The organism is Paraburkholderia panacisoli, from assembly GCF_008369935.1.
GTDB lineage: Bacteria > Pseudomonadota > Gammaproteobacteria > Burkholderiales > Burkholderiaceae > Paraburkholderia > Paraburkholderia panacisoli.
The window spans coordinates 137,348-154,553 of sequence record NZ_VTUZ01000021.1 but is presented as its reverse complement, the minus strand read 5'-3'; the positions used below and the strand labels follow the sequence as shown (position 1 = coordinate 154,553).

General features: G+C 64.1%; 16 protein-coding genes. 11 read left to right on the top strand and 5 right to left on the bottom strand.

What is annotated here, in order from left to right:
• The first annotated feature begins 182 nt into the window (after positions 1–182).
• From trpE to FVF58_RS28215, 6 genes are all read left to right on the top strand, one after another.
• Positions 183–1,676, top strand: coding sequence for an anthranilate synthase component I (gene trpE, locus FVF58_RS28240; protein ID WP_149673078.1), 1,494 nt, complete (start codon positions 183–185; stop codon positions 1,674–1,676).
• Positions 1,677–1,689: 13 nt separating this feature from the next.
• On the top strand, positions 1,690–2,292 hold the full coding sequence (locus FVF58_RS28235) for an aminodeoxychorismate/anthranilate synthase component II (RefSeq protein ID WP_149673077.1): 603 nt from the start codon (positions 1,690–1,692) through the stop codon (positions 2,290–2,292).
• Between the two features lie 29 nt (positions 2,293–2,321).
• A complete protein-coding gene (gene trpD / locus FVF58_RS28230; RefSeq protein WP_149673076.1) occupies positions 2,322–3,353 on the top strand; it encodes an anthranilate phosphoribosyltransferase in 1,032 nt (343 codons plus the stop codon).
• Positions 3,354–3,371: 18 nt separating this feature from the next.
• A complete protein-coding gene (gene trpC, locus FVF58_RS28225; protein WP_149673075.1) occupies positions 3,372–4,157 on the top strand; it encodes an indole-3-glycerol phosphate synthase TrpC in 786 nt (261 codons plus the stop codon).
• Positions 4,158–4,189: 32 nt separating this feature from the next.
• The gene (locus FVF58_RS28220; protein WP_149673074.1) at positions 4,190–4,816 is read left to right on the top strand and encodes a CYTH domain-containing protein; all 627 of its coding nucleotides are present in this window, start codon (positions 4,190–4,192) and stop codon (positions 4,814–4,816) included.
• A 67-nt stretch (positions 4,817–4,883) separates the two neighbouring features.
• Positions 4,884–5,714 (top strand): uracil-DNA glycosylase, encoded by an 831-nt coding sequence (locus tag FVF58_RS28215; protein WP_149673073.1) that lies wholly within the window; start codon positions 4,884–4,886, stop codon positions 5,712–5,714.
• Between the two features lie 97 nt (positions 5,715–5,811).
• Here FVF58_RS28215 and FVF58_RS28210 read toward each other — a convergent pair whose 3' ends face one another.
• The 5 genes from FVF58_RS28210 to FVF58_RS28190 form a co-directional block, all read right to left on the bottom strand.
• Positions 5,812–6,408: an FMN-dependent NADH-azoreductase gene (locus FVF58_RS28210; RefSeq protein ID WP_149673072.1), complete on the bottom strand. Its 597-nt coding sequence runs from the start codon at positions 6,406–6,408 to the stop codon at positions 5,812–5,814.
• A 154-nt stretch (positions 6,409–6,562) separates the two neighbouring features.
• Positions 6,563–8,353, bottom strand: a complete 1,791-nt coding sequence (locus FVF58_RS28205) for a M61 family metallopeptidase (protein ID WP_149673071.1) — start codon at positions 8,351–8,353, stop codon at positions 6,563–6,565.
• 96 nt (positions 8,354–8,449) lie between these two features.
• On the bottom strand, positions 8,450–9,175 hold the full coding sequence (locus FVF58_RS28200; protein ID WP_149673070.1) for a DsbC family protein: 726 nt from the start codon (positions 9,173–9,175) through the stop codon (positions 8,450–8,452).
• A 110-nt stretch (positions 9,176–9,285) separates the two neighbouring features.
• Positions 9,286–10,458 carry a UbiH/UbiF family hydroxylase gene (locus tag FVF58_RS28195; RefSeq protein WP_149673069.1) on the bottom strand — a complete coding sequence of 391 codons (1,173 nt, stop codon included), beginning with the start codon at positions 10,456–10,458 and terminating at the stop codon, positions 9,286–9,288.
• Between the two features lie 81 nt (positions 10,459–10,539).
• Positions 10,540–10,902 carry a hypothetical protein gene (locus tag FVF58_RS28190; RefSeq protein ID WP_149673068.1) on the bottom strand — a complete coding sequence of 121 codons (363 nt, stop codon included), beginning with the start codon at positions 10,900–10,902 and terminating at the stop codon, positions 10,540–10,542.
• Between the two features lie 354 nt (positions 10,903–11,256).
• Between FVF58_RS28190 and ychF the strand changes: the two genes are divergently transcribed.
• The 5 genes from ychF (at position 11,257) to FVF58_RS28165 (ending at position 17,051) form a co-directional block, all read left to right on the top strand.
• The gene (gene ychF, locus FVF58_RS28185) at positions 11,257–12,351 is read left to right on the top strand and encodes a redox-regulated ATPase YchF (RefSeq protein ID WP_149673067.1); all 1,095 of its coding nucleotides are present in this window, start codon (positions 11,257–11,259) and stop codon (positions 12,349–12,351) included.
• Positions 12,352–12,755: 404 nt separating this feature from the next.
• Positions 12,756–14,081 carry a sn-glycerol-3-phosphate ABC transporter substrate-binding protein UgpB gene (ugpB, locus tag FVF58_RS28180; RefSeq protein ID WP_149673066.1) on the top strand — a complete coding sequence of 442 codons (1,326 nt, stop codon included), beginning with the start codon at positions 12,756–12,758 and terminating at the stop codon, positions 14,079–14,081.
• 70 nt (positions 14,082–14,151) lie between these two features.
• Positions 14,152–15,036, top strand: a complete 885-nt coding sequence (ugpA, locus tag FVF58_RS28175) for a sn-glycerol-3-phosphate ABC transporter permease UgpA (RefSeq protein WP_149673065.1) — start codon at positions 14,152–14,154, stop codon at positions 15,034–15,036.
• On the top strand, positions 15,033–15,878 hold the full coding sequence (gene ugpE / locus FVF58_RS28170) for a sn-glycerol-3-phosphate ABC transporter permease UgpE (protein WP_149673064.1): 846 nt from the start codon (positions 15,033–15,035) through the stop codon (positions 15,876–15,878). The genes ugpA and ugpE overlap by 4 nt, the downstream gene beginning before the upstream one ends.
• Before the next feature lie 84 nt (positions 15,879–15,962).
• Positions 15,963–17,051: a sn-glycerol-3-phosphate import ATP-binding protein UgpC gene (locus FVF58_RS28165; protein ID WP_149673063.1), complete on the top strand. Its 1,089-nt coding sequence runs from the start codon at positions 15,963–15,965 to the stop codon at positions 17,049–17,051.
• The last annotated feature ends 155 nt before the right edge of the window (positions 17,052–17,206 follow it).

Here is a 17,206-nt window from a genome sequence, read left to right as displayed (position 1 = left end):
GATTCGGCCTGCGTGTACCCGCAAAGTACAGCTGTGCGCTGAAATCCGCTGCTCGCGCTGATGGGAAACTCGCGCCGGTCCGTATCATCGTGTCGACATGTCGACGAGCGTGCTGACCGGTCGCGCAACGCCCCGCTTTGTCCGACGCACGCTGCCGCCGGACCACCGTACAGGATCGGAACATGACCGAACTCGAATTCCAGTCCCTCGCCAATGAGGGCTTCAACCGCATTCCGCTGATCGCCGAAGCGCTGGCCGACCTCGAAACGCCGCTCTCGCTGTACCTGAAACTCGCGCAGACCGAGCGCAACGGCGCCAACTCGTTCCTGCTGGAATCGGTGGTGGGCGGCGAGCGCTTCGGCCGCTATTCGTTCATCGGACTGCCGGCGCGCACGCTGCTGCGCACGCGCAACGGCGTGTCGGAAGTGGTGCGTGACGGCCAGGTCGTCGAAACGCACGAGGGCGATCCGCTCGAGTTCATCCAGCAATTCCAGAGCCGCTTCAAAGTGGCGCAGCGCCCCGGGCTGCCGCGTTTCGCGGGCGGCCTCGCCGGTTACTTCGGCTATGACGCGGTGCGCTACATCGAGAAAAAGCTCGCGCACACCGCGCCGAAAGACGATCTGAATCTGCCCGACATCCAGTTGCTGCTGACCGAAGAAGTCGCGGTGATCGACAACCTCGCGGGCAAGCTCTATCTGGTGGTGTACGCCGATCCGACGCAAGCCGAGGCGTACACGAAGGCCAAGCAGCGTCTGCGTGAACTGCGCCAGCGTTTGCGCACGACCGTGCAGCCGCCGGTCACTTCCGCCAGCATGCGCACAGAGACCTATCGCGAATTCGCGAAAGACGACTATCTGGCCGCCGTGCGCAAGGCGAAGGAATACATCGCCGCCGGCGAACTGATGCAGGTGCAGGTCGGCCAGCGTCTGATCAAGCCGTACCGCGACAATCCGCTGTCGCTGTATCGCGCGCTGCGCTCGCTGAATCCGTCGCCGTACATGTACTTCTACAACTTCGGCGAATTTCATGTGGTTGGCGCGTCGCCGGAAATTCTGGTGCGCCAGGAAAAGCGCGGCGAGGATCGCATCGTGACGATCCGCCCGCTCGCCGGCACGCGTCCGCGCGGCAACACGCCGGAACGCGACGCGGAACTCGCGACCGAACTGCTGAACGACCCGAAGGAAATCGCCGAACACGTGATGCTGATCGACCTCGCGCGCAACGACGTGGGCCGCATCGCGCAGATCGGCTCGGTGGTCGTGACCGACAAGATGGTGATCGAAAAATACTCGCACGTGCAGCACATCGTGAGTTCGGTCGAAGGCAAGCTGAAGCCCGGCACCACCAATTTCGACGTGCTGCGCGCGACCTTCCCGGCCGGCACGCTCTCCGGCGCGCCGAAGGTCCGTGCGATGGAACTGATCGACGAACTGGAACCCATAAAGCGCGGCCTGTACGGCGGGGCGGTCGGCTATCTGTCGTTCACCGGTGAAATGGATCTGGCCATCACGATCCGCACCGGCGTGATCGCGAACGGCAATCTGTATGTGCAGGCGGCCGCGGGTGTGGTCGCGGATTCGGTGCCGGAATCCGAATGGCAAGAGACCGAGAACAAGGCGCGCGCCGTGCTGCGCGCCGCCGAACAGGTTCAAGACGGCCTCGATAGCGACTTCTGACCGGAGACACACCATGCTGCTCATGATCGACAACTACGACTCGTTCACCTACAACCTGGTGCAGTACTTCGGCGAACTCGGCGAAGACGTGCGCACCTACCGGAACGACGAAATCACGCTGGACGAGATCGCCAGGCTCAACCCCGAGCGCATCTGCCTGTCGCCCGGCCCCAGCAATCCGCAGCACGCCGGCATCACGCTCGACGTGTTGCGCGAATTCGCCGGCAAGATGCCGATTCTCGGCGTCTGCCTCGGCCACCAGGCGATCGGCGAGGCGTTCGGCGGCCGCGTGGTGCGCGCGCAAACCATCATGCACGGCAAGGTGAGCACGATCGAAACGGACTGCAAAGGCGTGTTCGCCGACCTGCCGAAGCATTTTGTCGTGACCCGCTATCATTCGCTCGCGATCGAACGCGAATCGCTGCCGGATTGCCTCGAAGTCTCTGCATGGACCGAGGACGGCGAGATCATGGGGGTGCGCCACAAGGAACTCGCGGTCGAAGGCGTGCAGTTCCATCCGGAATCGATCCTGTCCGAACACGGCCACGCGCTGCTCGAAAACTTCGTGAAGCAGTCGAAGCTTGCCCGCAGTGGTGCGACCCACAGCGCGTCCTAACGCAACGCCTGATAAAGAGAGACGAAGCCATGTCGATTACGCCCCAGGAAGCGCTGCAACGGACTATCGAGCACCGCGAAATTTTCCACGACGAAATGCTGCATCTGATGCGGCTCATCATGCGCGGCGAACTCTCGCCCGTGATGTCGGCCGCGATCATCACGGGCTTGCGCGTCAAAAAAGAGACCATCGGCGAAATCACCGCCGCCGCCACGGTGATGCGTGAATTCGCCCGGCACGTCGACGTGCAGGACAACTCGAACTTCGTCGATATCGTCGGCACCGGCGGCGACGGCGCGCATACCTTCAACATTTCCACCGCCACCATGTTCGTGTCGGCGGCCGCCGGCGCGAAGGTCGCGAAGCACGGCAATCGGGGCGTGTCGAGCAAGTCGGGCAGCGCGGACGTGCTCGAAGCGCTCGGCGTGAATATCGATCTGCAACCGGACCAGGTCGCGGCGTCGATTGCGGAAACCGGCATGGGCTTCATGTTCGCGCCGAACCATCACCCGGCGATGAAGAACATCGCCGCGGTGCGCCGCGAACTCGGCGTGCGTACCATCTTCAACATTCTCGGCCCGCTGACCAACCCGGCCGGCGCGCCGAACCAGTTGATGGGCGTGTTCCACGCGGACCTCGTCGGCATTCAGGTGCGCGTGATGCAGCGCCTCGGTGCGAAGCACGTGCTGGTGGTGTACGGCATGGACGGCATGGACGAAGTGTCGCTCGGCGCGGCCACGCAAGTCGGCGAGTTGCGCGACGGCGAGGTCCGCGAGTACGAGATTCATCCGGAAGACTTCGGCATGCAGATGGTGTCGAACCGCACGCTGAAAGTGGCCGACGCGAGCGAATCCAAAGCGATGCTGCTTGAAGCGCTGGACAACAAGCCCGGCGTCGCGCGCGAAATCGTCACACTGAACGCGGGCACGGCGCTGTATTCGGCGAACGTGGCGGCGTCGATCGCGGATGGCATTCAACTGGCGCGCGAAGCGATCGCGAGCGGCAAGGCGCGCGCGAAGGTCGACGACCTGATCCGCTTCACCCAGCAATTCAAGCAGTAATCACGTAGCGAGACACTTATGAGCGACATCCTCGACCGCATCATCGCGGTCAAACGCGAAGAAGTCCGCGCGGCCGAACAGAGCGCGCCGCTCGAAGAACTGCGCCTCGAAGCATCGTCGCGCGATATTCGCGATTTCGTCGGCGCGTTGCGCGCCAAGCACGCAGCGGGTCTGGCCGCGGTGATTTCCGAAGTGAAGAAGGCCAGCCCGTCCAAAGGCGTGCTGCGCGAGCACTTCGACCCGGCCGAGATCGCGCGTTCGTATGAGAAGCACGGCGCAGCCTGTCTGTCGGTGCTGACCGACGTGCAGTTCTTCCAGGGCAGCGTCGCGTATCTGCAGCAGGCGCGCGCCGCGTGCCAGCTGCCGGTGCTGCGCAAGGACTTCATCGTCGATCCGTACCAGATCGTCGAAGCCCGCGCGATGGGCGCCGACGCGATCCTGCTGATCGCCGCCGCGCTCGACACCGCGCAGATGCAGGACCTCGAAGCGCTCGCGCATTCGCTGGGTCTCGCGGTGCTGGTCGAAGTGCACGACAGTGGCGAACTGAAGGAAGCGCTGACGCTGAAGACGCCGCTGATCGGCATCAACAATCGCAATCTGCGTACTTTCGAAACGTCGATCGACACCACCATCGGCATGCTCGACTCGATTCCCGACGACCGCATCGTCGTCACGGAATCGGGCATTCTGTCGCGCACCGATGTCGAGCGCCTGCGCGCGATGGACGTGCACACGTTCCTGGTCGGCGAAGCGTTCATGCGCGCCGACGAACCGGGCGTCGAACTGGCGCGGATGTTTTTCTAGGCGCGCCGGCGACATAGCGAGCGAATCAGATCATGGGCATGGAACGCGAAATCAAACTGGCTCTGCCGGCTGACCAGGTGCAAGCCGCGACGCAATGGTTCGTCGCGCGTACCGGTGTGGAGGGACGCCCGGTCAAGCTGGTGAACATCTACTTCGATACGCGGCAGCTCACGTTGGCGACGTCGAAGAGCGCGCTGCGTCTGCGTCAGACGCCGGACGGCTGGCTGCAGACCTTCAAGACGGTGGGCAATGCGAACAATGGTTTGCACAGCCGGCATGAATGGGAAATGCCGGTGGCAGGCGCGAAGCTGGAGCTCGACGCCTTGCTGCGCGCCTGCGACGAGCCGGCCGCAGCCGATGCGTTGCGCGAGGCGGCGCCCGCATTGACCGAACTGTTCCGCACGAATTTCACCCGCACGCTGTGGCCTGTCAACGCGGATGGCACGGAAATCGAAGCTGCGATCGATCAGGGCGACGTGCTTGCCGAAGTCGACGGCAAGACCCGCCACGCGCCGATCTCCGAAATCGAACTCGAACTGAAGTCCGGCGACGAAGCCGCGCTGCATGCGCTCGCCGCGCAACTTGGCAAAGAAATAACTGCCCTTGCGCCCGACAACATCAGCAAGGCGCAGCGCGGCTATCGGCTGCGGGCTGCTTGAGCGGCTTCGACAAGCGCACGTCGCCGCAGCTTGAGCCAGAGCGCGTTTGCTGCGACACTCCCTCGCCATGACCTCTGCTTCCCGAAACCGCCCCCACCCGTCGCAGGCATCCCTGTTTGGTGACGCCGCATCGCAACCGGCCAGTGACATGAGCGCCCCGCCGCCGAACGCCGACGCTCCGCCGACGCTCGAAGCCCAATTCGCCGCACTGCCCCCGGCATGGCGCGCGCATCTCAAGCCGTTCATCGAAAGCGACACGTACGCGCCGCTCTGCCGCTTTGTCGACGGCGAGCGCGCGGCAGGCAAAACCGTTTATCCCGCCGACGTGTTTCGCGCGCTGCGCCTGACGAGCCCCGACGACGTCAAAGTGGTGATCCTCGGCCAGGACCCGTATCACGGCGAGGACCGCGGCACACCGCAAGCGCACGGACTCGCATTTTCGGTCGCGCCGAACGTGCGCACGCCGCCGTCGCTGCGCAACATCTTCAAGGAAATCACCGCGAGTCTCGGCCACGAGCCGCCGCGTCACGGCTGCCTCGATACTTGGGCCAAGCAAGGCGTGCTGCTGCTGAACACGGTGCTGACCGTCGAGCGCGACAGCGCCGCGAGTCACGCGAAACGCGGCTGGGAAAAGTGCACGGACACGCTGATCCATGAACTGGCGATGCGCCACGACGGCCTCGTGTTCATGCTGTGGGGCGCGCACGCGCAAGCCAAGCGCGCGCTGCTCGGCGGCAAGTCGCACTACGTGCTGGAGGCGCCGCATCCGTCGCCGCTGTCGGCGCATCGCGGCTTTCTCGGCTGCGGGCACTTTGCCAAGGCCAACGAATATCTCGTGAAGCACGGCCGCGAACCGATCGACTGGCGTCTGCCCGACGAAGCACAAATGCTCGCATAAGCACGCGGGCCGGTCTTCAATAAGAGAAAACGCCACGGACTCACGTCCGTGGCGTTTTTCATTGCACCGCTATCTGCCGCGTTGAAGCGGCAAGACCTTACGCAGCGGCGATCGCTTCGCGCGCGGCAGCCAGCGCTGCGTCCGCTGCTTCCGCGCCCATGTTCAGACCTTCGGCGTAGATGAAGCTCACGTCGGTCATGCCGAGGAAACCCAGGAAGCTCTTCAGATACGGCGTCTGGCTGTCGTTCGGCGTGCCGAGGTACTTGCCGCCGCGTGCCGACACGACGTAAACCTTCTTGCCCTTCACGAGACCTTCGGGGCCGTTCGCCGTGTACTGGAACGTGATGCCAGCGCGGGCGATGAAGTCGAAGTACGTCTTGAGCTGCGACGAGATGCCGAAGTTGTACATCGGTGCGCCGATCACGATGACGTCGGCGGCTTGCAGTTCGGCGATCAGCGCTTCGCTGCGCGCAGCGATCGCGGCTTGCTCGGCGGTGCGCTGGTCGGCCGGCGTGAAGAACGCGCCGAGGACGGCGTCGTCCAGATGCGGCAGCGGTTCGGCTTGCAGATTGCGGACGACGACTTGCGCGCCCGAATTCGACTGTTGCAGCTTTTCGGTCAGCTCGTTGACGAGCAGCGTCGAGTTTGCGCCTTGCGAACGGGCTGCCGAGTTGATTTGCAGGATCGTGGTCATGGTTGACTCCAGTAGGGGCGCGCAGTGTTGCGCGAATGGAGTCATTGTGTTTTTTTACCGGCTCGGGAAAAAGCCATCCAGCGGCGACGGATTGTTGCACTGGTAGAACAATCCGCCCCCCTCGCCCGTCAATTGACGGCAGCGGCGATTACGATCAGCTTGCCAGCCAGCGTTCACGCGCCTTACGCGCGGCAGGCCGCTTGTCGCTGACCGCGAGCTTGTAGCGCGCCGCCTCAGGCCCGTCCAGCTTGACTTGCGTCGTGCGCAGTTCGTCGCGGCGGAACGCGTGGATCTCGACTTTCGCGCCCGGCTGATAGCGCGCGAGCAGGCCGTCAAGATTCGAGCCGGTCACGCGCAGGCCATCGAGCGCGATCAGCACGTCGCCAGCCGAAAGTCCCGCTTTCTGCGCCGCGCTGTCGTCATGGACCGCTGCCAGCGTGCAATCCGCTCCGCCGCGCAGACGCACACCGAGCGACGGCTTGCCGTTCTTGTCGAGTTCCGGCGCGAGCGAAACGCCGAACGGCGCGAGTAGCGCATCGAGCGGCAGGTCGCGCATGCCGTGCACGGCCTCGGCGAACAGTTCGCCGAGTTGGGCGCCGGTCGCTTCCGCGAAAATCGCCTCGATCTGGCCCTCGTCGACACCGACCGGTTTGCCGCGATAGAAGTCGCGGCCGAAGCGCTGCCACAGCAGACGCATCACGTCGTCGAGCGATTTGCGGTTGCCGGTCTGCTCGCGGATCGTCAGATCGAACGCGAGCGCGACGAGCGAGCCCTTGGTGTAGTAGCTGACGATCGCGTTCGGCGCGTTCTCGTCCTGCCGGTAGTATTTGACCCACGCGTCGAACGAGCTTTCGGCGACGCTTTGCTTCAGCCGGCCGCTGCCGCGCTGTACGCCGCCGATCACCTTGCCGAGCATGCCGAAATAGTCGTCCTGCGAGATCAGGCCGCTGCGCACCAGGATCAGGTCGTCGTAGTAAGACGTAAAGCCCTCGAACAGCCACAGCAGCGACGTGTAGTTTTCGACGCTCAGGTCATATGGCGCGAACACCGCTGGCTTGATGCGCTTCACGTTCCAAGTGTGGAAGTATTCGTGGCTGCACAGGCCGAGGTAGGTTCGGTAGCCTTCGCTCATCGCGTCACGGCCTTGCACCGGCAGATCGCCGCGATTGCAGATCAGCGCCGTCGACGCGCGGTGCTCCAGCCCGCCGTAACCGTCGGTGACGGCCTGCGTCATGAACACGTAGCGATCGACGGGCGCTTTCTTCGTCTTCGGTTCGAACAACGCAATCTGCGCTTCGCAGATGCGCTTCAGGTCGGCCGAGAGGCGCGCCATGTCCAGCCCGATCACGCGCCCGGCGATCACGATGTCGTGCGGCACGCCGTGCGCGTCGAACGTCGCCAGTTCGAATTCGCCCAGCGTGACCGGATGATCGATCAGCTCGTCGTAGTTCTGCGCGCGGTAATCGCCAAAGCCATAGCGCTTCGTGCCGCGCGCTTCCGGCAGCGCGGTCGCGACGCGCCAGTTGCGATAGGCCGTGCCTGCCGGCTTCTGGATCTCCACCACGCACTGTGCTTCCTCATGCCCGAGCGGCGACAGGAATACACTCGTGCCGTTGAAGAAGCCGGTCGTATCGTCGAGATGCGCGGCGCGCACCGACAGGTCCCACGCGTACACCTCGTAGCGCAGCGTCAGCGCCCCCTTGACCGGCGCGGCCTGCCACGTGTGCTTGTCGGTTTTCTCCACGCGCACTTTGCGGCCCGCGTCGTTCACGGCGCGCAGCGTGACGATATTGCGCGCGAACTCGCGCACCATGTAGCTGCCCGGAATCCACACCGGCAGCATGAAACGCTGGCCGGCCGGGTCGGGATCGGCGACGGTCACGGTGACTTCGAACAGGTGGGCGGCGGGTTGCTTCGGAACGATGGTGTAGCGGATCGGCTTCATCGGCGGAGAGTAGGAGGTGTGAGGCGGGAATCTGCGGGGCTCGATGCGAAAGGAGGCGCTCTGCGCGCCTCCTCGTTTTTTGCGTGTGCCGCGTGCTCAATGCACGGCGGACATTTCCTTGTCCAGCCGGTCCGCCGGCACGGCGCCAGGCAGGCGGCGGCCATCGGCGAGGAACACGGTAGGCGTGCCCTCGACGTTCATCGCGTGACCGAGCGCCAGGTTCTTGTAGATCGCGGCGGTGTCGCAGGTGGCGGCGGCGGTGGGCGCCTGATGGTCCTGCATCCACGACTCCCAGGCTTTCGCGCGATCCGCAGAACACCAGATCGACTTCGACTTGGCCGTCGAATCCGGCGACAGAACCGGATACAGGAACGTGTAGACCGTCACGTTGTCGAGCGACTTCAACGACGTTTCAAGCTGCTTGCAGTACGGGCAGTTCGGATCGGAGAACACGGCGATCTTGCGCGCGCCGTTGCCCCGCACGACCTTCACCGCGTTCGCAAATGGCAGGCTCGCGAAATCGATGCGGTTGGTGTCCGACAAACGCGCTTCGGTCAGATTCTTGCGGGTCTTCGCGTCGACCATGTCGCCAAGCAGCAGGTAATCGCCGTTCGCGTCGCTGTAGACGATCTGCGTGCCGAGGTTCACTTCGTACAGCCCGGCGATCGGCGACTTCGTGATGCCCTTGATCTGCACGTCGGCCAGACGCGATTGCAGCGTGGCTTTGAGCTTGTCGGTGGCCTGGTCGGCCTGCGCCGAGCAGCCGATCGTGACGGCGGCGATCGCGAGCGCGCCGGCCACCATGCGGAAGGATTTTTTCATGCTGAATTCCTGGTTTCGATCGCGCGTCGTGCGCGGTGTGTCACGTGTCGGGTCCGGCTGGAACGGTGTCAATGCGTCAATGATACCTGTGTTGCAAACCGCGCCCGGCGTTATCCGAGCGCGGCCGACACCAGCCAGCGCTTGATGAACGGCTGCGCGCCGACGAACGCCATGCCGCTATTGCGCAGCGCCTTGGCGAACGGACCGGGGACCGCGAAGAGCTTTTGCAGGCCATCCGTGGCGATCATCAGCGCACGGATGTCTTCGCGGCGAGCGCGTTCATAGCGGCGCAGCAGCACCATGTCGCCGAGATCGCGGAACGATTCCTTGCCGGCGACCGTGTCGGTGAGCGCCGCGACGTCGCGCAAACCGAGGTTCATGCCTTGCCCCGCCAGCGGGTGAATCAGATGCGCGGCATCGCCGACCAGCGCGACGCGCGGCGCCACCAGCCGGTCCACCGTTTGCAGCGCGAGCGGAAAACCTTGCGCGGGCGTCACGCATTCGAGCGCGCCGAACTGGCCGCCGCTCACGCGCTCCACTTCGGCGGCGAGCTGCGCCGGATCGAGCGCGAGCAGTTGCCCAGCGTGCTCGGTGCGTGCCGACCAGACCAGCGACAGATGACCGTCTGGCATCGGCAGCAGCGCGACGATCTCGCCATCGCGGAACCATTGGTAGGCGGTTTCGCCGTGCGGCTTGCTCGCCTTGAAGTTAGCGACCACGCCGGTTTGCCGATAGTCGCGCCGATTCATCTTCGAGCCGATCTGCGCGCGCACCCATGAATGCGCACCGTCCGCGCCGACCACCAGATCCGCTTCGACGACGTTGCCGTTCGTGAGCCCCACACTCGCGCTTTCGGCGGTGAAGTCCAACGCCTGAGCGCGCGTGTCGATCCACGTGAGATTCGGCTGAAAGCGCAGCGCCGCATCCAGCGCGCGCTCGATCACCGACGATTCGACGATCCACGCCAGTTGCGGCACCGAGGCCTGAAACGCGGAGAAATGCAGCTCAGCGTGCGCGTCGCCGTAGACGCGCATGTCGTAGACGGGCCCGAGCCGCGACAGATCGAGCGCCTGCCAGACCCGCAAGCGCTCCAGCAACGCCTGCGAACTCGCCGACAACGCGTAGACCCGCGAGTCGAACCCGGCGCCTGCGGGCAACGCCGCGCACGGCTGCGCGAGCAGCGCCACGCGCAGGCCGCCTTGCGTGAGCGCCAGCGCCGCGGTCTTGCCGACGAGCCCGCCGCCGATCACGGCGGCATCAAAGGTCTGGTGGTGTGCGTTCATCCGCGCATTATAGCTGCGGGGGTTGCGGGGGACGGATCGGCGCATGCGGCATTTGCGCCGGGAGAAACCGCGGAGCTCAGGTTAATGCGCACCCGACGCCAGCGCCGCATTCGCCTCGCGCAGGCGCATGAATTTGCGGTCCGATTGCAGGATGCTCCACGCGCTCGCTTCGAGCTGGGCTTTGCGCTCGCGCTGGTCGCCCCGCACGGCGCAATCCGGGAACACGCGGTCGTACACGCGCCACAATGACTCGAAGTCGTTTTTATCGGCGAATTGCGCGATCTGCGCCTGGTCGTCTGCCGTCAGGCGGTTCGTCAGGCACTCGACGGTCTGCCGGTCCGTGTTCGCCTGAGCCTCGTCGAAGCCCGGCGCCAGCCATGTCGCGACGGCGCCGCCTGCCAGCACCACGGCCAAACCCGTTACCAACCATCCAACTATGCGCATGCCTTTTCCCCGGAGAGAGCTCTAGCGGCCCTGAACTGATAATTTTACAGCGACCTTAAAGAAATCGGCTGAGGAAATGGATTGCGGGCGGGGGCCGGCAGCGTGGTGTTACTGCGGTCGCGCCCGCTGCCCGGCCAGCCTCGCTTTCCCGCCGCCGCAACGGTAAGCCGATCCGAACGGGTTACAATTGCGCTTTCCGTGAAAACTCGCACTCAATCGTTGAGCCAACGCCCCGATTCGGTGACTTGTCCCGCTCCGCCACGATTGCCGCGCCACGCCAGACGCGCTGGCTTCCCGAATCCGCACACGGCGTCGAGCGCATCACGCAACTTACTGATTCACTGAAGGATTCCCATGAGCCTCAAATGCGGCATCGTCGGCCTGCCTAACGTCGGCAAGTCCACCCTGTTCAACGCGCTGACCAAGGCGGGCATCGCCGCCGAAAACTATCCGTTCTGCACGATCGAGCCGAATGTCGGCGTGGTCGAGGTGCCGGACGCGCGTCTGAATGCGCTCGCCGACATCGTCAAACCGGAGCGCATCCTGCCGGCGGTGGTGGAATTCGTCGACATCGCGGGTCTCGTGGCGGGCGCGAGCAAAGGCGAAGGCCTCGGCAACCAGTTCCTCGCGAACATCCGCGAAACCGACGCGATCACGCACGTGGTGCGCTGCTTCGAAGACGACAACGTGATTCACGTCGCGAACAAGATCGATCCGCTGTCGGATATCGAAGTGATCAACACCGAACTGGCGCTGGCCGACCTGGCCACCGTCGAAAAGGCGCTGACGCGCTATTCGAAGGCCGCCAAGTCGGGCAACGACAAGGATGCCGCCAGGAACGCCGCCGTGCTGGAAAAGGTGCGCGCGCAGCTCGACCAGGCCAAGCCGGTCCGTGCGCTCGATCTGACGGACGAGGAAAAGGCGACGCTCAAGCCGTTCTGCCTGATCACCGCCAAGCCGACCATGTACGTGGCCAACGTGAAAGACGACGGCTTCCATAACAACCCGCATCTGGACGCGGTGACGAAATTCGCGGCGGGCGAGAATGCGCCGGTGGTGGCCGTGTGCGCGGCGATCGAAGCGGAAATCGCCGACCTGGACGAAGCCGACATGCAAGTGTTCCTCGCCGACATGGGCATGGAAGAGCCGGGCCTGAACCGCGTGATCCGCGCGGGTTTCAAGCTGCTCGGCCTGCAAACTTACTTCACGGCCGGCGTGAAGGAAGTGCGCGCGTGGACGATCCATATCGGCGACACCGCGCCGCAAGCGGCGGGTGCGATCCACACCGACTTCGAGCGCGGCTTCATTCGCGCGCAGACGATCGCGTTCAATGACTTCATCACCTACAAGGGTGAGCAAGGCGCGAAGGAAGCCGGCAAGATGCGCGCTGAAGGCAAGGAATACGTCGTGCACGACGGCGACGTGATGAACTTCCTGTTCAACGTCTGATCAAGGTTCAGGTGCACAGCATGCGCGTATAGAGAAGCCCGCTTCCAGCGGGCTTTTTTATTGCCGTCGCCCAATCGCACGGGAACGCGGACGATCCCCACGCACCTCGCCCAAAGCCCCCGGTGACCACACGCTATTCCGTAGCATCTCCCCACCGCGGGCCGCCCCGCCCCCCCCCCGCGATACCGCCCCGATAATTTCCGTTTAATGACCGCCGATGTTAAATTGCGCCTTCCGACGCCCGTCGAACGCGGCCCGCGCCGCCTGGTCCATGACGCCGGAATGTCATCGAACACAAATAGAATCGCGCGATTCGCATTCGCGCCCGTTCCGTACCATCTGTGATCGGAGTAAGCGCTGAAGCGTTAACTCCGATCGACAGCTTTGCATGGGAGACAAAATCGATGAATTGCAAGCCGCTGTTCCGTTCGCTATCCGTTGCCGCCGTATTGGGTATCGGCATCAGCCAGACTGCCCATGCTGCCACTGAAATCCAGTTCTGGCACGCGATGGAAGCTGCGCTGGGCGAACGTCTGAACGATATCGCCAACGACTTCAACGCGTCGCAAAGCGACTACAAGATCGTGCCGGTGTTCAAGGGCACTTATGACCAGACGCTCGCGGCCGGCATCGCCGCGTATCGCAGCGGCAACGCACCGGCCATTCTGCAAGTCTACGAAGTCGGCACCGCCACGATGATGCAGGCGAAGAAGGCCGTGGTCCCGGTCACGGAAGTGTTCAAGCAAGCGGGCGTACCGCTCGACCAGAAGGCGTTCGTGCCGACCATCGCGAGCTATTACAGCGACGCCAAAACGGGCCAGCTGATCTCGATGCCGTTCAACAGCTCGACGCCGGTGCTCTACTACAACAAGGACGCATTCAAGAAAGCCGGCCTCGACCCGAACCAGCCGCCGAAAACCTGGGCCGAGTTGCAGACCGACGCGCAGAAGCTGAAAGCGTCGGGCATGGCATGCGGCTATTCGTCGGGCTGGCAGAGCTGGATTCAGCTCGAGAACTACAGCGCGTGGCATGCCGCGCCGTTCGCGTCGAAGAACAATGGTTTCGACGGACTCGACGCACAGCTCGAATTCAACAAGCCACTGCAGATCGCGCACATCCAGTTCCTGCAGAACATGCAGAAAGACGGCACCTTCACCTATGTCGGCCGCAAGGACGAACCGGTGTCGAAGTTCTATAGCGGCGACTGCGGGATCATCACGAACTCGTCCGGCTCGCTCGCCACGATCAAGAAGTACGCGAAGTTCAATTTCGGCACCGGCATGATGCCGTACGACGTGAACGTGAAAGGCGCGCCGCAGAACGCGATCATCGGCGGGGCGAGCCTGTGGGTGTTGTCGGGCAAGGACCCGGCAGTCTACAAGGGCGTGGCGAAATTCCTCTCGTATCTGAGTTCGCCGCCGGTGGCCGCGAAGTGGCATCAGGACACGGGCTACCTGCCGGTCACGACCGCCGCGTATGACCTGACTCGCCAGCAAGGCTTCTACGAAAAGAATCCCGGCAGCGACACCGCGATCCGGCAGATGCTCAACAAGCCGCCGCTGCCGTTCACGAAGGGCTTGCGTCTGGGCAACATGCCGCAGATCCGCACGGTGATCGACGAAGAACTCGAACAGGTGTGGGCACAGAAGAAGACGCCGCAGGAGGCGCTCGACGCGTCGGTATCGCGCGGCGACGAGCTGCTGCGCCGATTCGAAAAAGCCGGCAACTAAGGCATTCGCCGGTACGGTCCCGGCGCGCTCGCGCCGGAACCCGTGGTTGCAGCCAACCTTGGAATCCTCGATGGAAAAGCGCTCCAGCTTCGGCACCAGCCTGCTGCCCTATCTGCTCGTCGCGCCGCAACTCGCGATCACGCTGCTGTTCTTCCTGTGGCCGGCCGGCGAGGCGCTCTGGCAATCCACGCAAAGCCAGGATGCGTTCGGCACGTCGAGCGAATTCGTCGGACTCGCGAACTTCAGGCAATTGCTCGCCGATCCGCTCTATCTGTCCTCGTTCAATACGACGCTGATCTTCTGCGCGCTCGTCACCGTGTCGGGGCTCGTGATCTCGCTGTTGCTGGCAGTCTGCGCGGATCGCGTGACGCGCGGCGCGAAGACCTACCAGACGCTGCTGATCTGGCCTTATGCGGTCGCGCCCGCCATCGCCGCGGTGCTGTGGTCGTTCCTGTTCAATCCGAGCATCGGCCTCGTCACCTACGCGCTGGCGAAGTACGGCATCGTGTGGAATCACGCGTTGAACGCGGGCCAGGCGATGTTTCTGGTGGTGCTCGCGTCGGTCTGGAAACAGGTCAGCTATAACTTCCTGTTCTTCTATGCGGGCTTGCAGGCGATCCCGCGCTCGCTGATCGAAGCGGCCGCGATCGACGGCGCCGGTCCGGTGCGGCGCTTCTTCGGCATCGCGCTGCCGTTGTTGTCGCCCACCAGTTTCTTCCTGCTGGTGATCAACATCACCTACGCGTTCTTCGACACCTTCCCCGTGATCGACGCCGCCACCGGCGGCGGCCCCGCTCAAGCGACCCGCACGCTGATCTACAAGATCTTCGCCGAAGGTTTCCAGGGGCTTGACATCGGCAGCTCGGGCGCGCAGTCGGTGATCCTGATGGTGATCGTCGTCGCGCTGACGGTCGTGCAATTCCGCTTCATCGAACGCCGGGTTCAATACTCATGATCGAAAACCGCCGCGGTTTCGACCTCTTCTGCCACGCGGTGCTGATACTCGGCGTCGCGCTGGTGGTGTTTCCCGTGTACGTCGCGTTCTGCGCGGCGACGATGAGCGAGCATGAAGTGTTCAGCGTGCCGCTGTCGCTCGTGCCGAGCACGCATCTGTTCGAGAACATCGCGACCGTCTGGTCGCACGGCAGCGGCAATGCGGCGGCGCCGTTCGGGCGGATGCTGTTCAACAGCCTCGTGATGGCGCTGGTGATTTCGATCGGCAAGATTGCCGTGTCGATGATCTCCGCCTACGCGATCGTGTTCTTCCGCTTTCCGTTTCGCACGTTTGCGTTCTGGCTGATCTTCGTCACGCTGATGCTGCCGGTCGAAGTGCGGATCTTCCCGACCGTGCAGGTCGTGTCGTCGATGCATCTGAGCAATACGTACAGCGGTTTGACGTTGCCGCTGATCGCATCGGCCACGGCGACGTTCCTGTTCCGCCAGTTCTTCATGACGCTGCCGGACGAATTGATGGAAGCGGCGCGCATCGACGGCGCGGGCGCGATGCGCTTCTTCTGGGACGTCGTGTTGCCGCTGTCCAAGACGAACATGGCGGCGCTCTTCGTGATCACGTTCATTTACGGCTGGAATCAGTATCTGTGGCCGATCCTGATTACGAGCCAGCAGTCGCTGACGACCGCCGTGGTCGGCATCAGAAGCATGATCGCGTCCGGCGACACCGCGACCGAATGGCATCTCGTGATGACCGCGACACTGCTCGCGATGCTGCCGCCGCTCGCGGTCGTGCTGACGATGCAGCGCTGGTTCGTGCGCGGGCTGGTGGATTCGGAGAAGTAATCCGCGTCGCCCGGGCGAGCTTCTTCCGACATTCGAATACCCAATACCGCGCGAACGCGGCACGTAACGAAAGGCTAAAACGGCATGGCTGCACTGACTCTGCAAGGCGTTAAAAAAACCTACGACGGCAAACAGTTCGTGCTGCACGGGATCGACGTGGACGTGGCCGACGGCGAGTTCGTCGTGATGGTGGGTCCGTCCGGCTGCGGCAAGTCCACATTGCTGCGGATGGTCGCGGGACTCGAACGCATCTCCGACGGGCGCATCTCGATCGCGGGCAAAGTGGTCAACGCGCTGGAGCCGAAGGACCGCAACATCGCGATGGTGTTCCAGAACTACGCGCTGTACCCGCATATGAGCGTGGCCGAGAACATGGGCTACGCGCTGAAGATCGCGGGCGTCGAGCGCGCGCAGATCGCGAAGCGCGTAGGGGCCGCCGCGCAGATTCTCGAACTCGAAGCGCTGTTGCAACGCAAGCCGCGCGAGTTGTCCGGCGGCCAGCGGCAGCGCGTCGCGATGGGCCGCGCGATCGTGCGCGAGCCGGCGGTGTTTCTGTTTGACGAACCGTTGTCGAATCTCGACGCGCGTTTGCGTGTGCAGATGCGCCTCGAAATCCAGCGGCTGCACGCGCGCCTCGCCACCACGAGCCTGTACGTGACGCACGATCAGATCGAAGCGATGACGCTGGCGCAGCGTGTGATCGTGATGAACAAGGGCCACGCCGAACAGATCGGCGCGCCGACCGAGGTTTATGAGCGGCCGGCCACGGTGTTCGTCGCGAGCTTCATCGGTTCGCCGGGGATGAATCTGCTCGAAGGCCGCGTGTCGGATGACGGCGCGACGTTCGATGTCGCCGGCAACGGTCCGAGGCTGCCGCTGACGGGCGTGGCGTCGATCGGCCGCGAAGTCGCCAAGGGACGCGAATGGACGCTCGGGATTCGCCCGGAGCATATGAGCCCGGAGCAGGCGGACGCCGCGCACGCGACGCTCACCGTCGATTCGTGCGAACTGCTCGGCGCGGACAACCTCGCGCACGGCCGCTGGGGCAAACACGATGTGACGGTGCGCTTGCCGCACGCACATCGGCCGGCGGCGGGCGACTTGCTGCAAGTGGCGCTGCCGGCGCGGCATCTGCATTTCTTCGATCCGGCGACGGGACGGCGCGCGAACTGACGCCGAGACGAAGCACGCACGGCCGGTCCGAATAACAACCGCCAGATAAACCATGGCAGGCATCGCGCACCACCCTGCGCCAACACCCGTCGCCGCCCTCTGCCGTCCCACCCGCCCCGCGAAGTACAATGCCACCTGAACCAACCGCCCGCGCG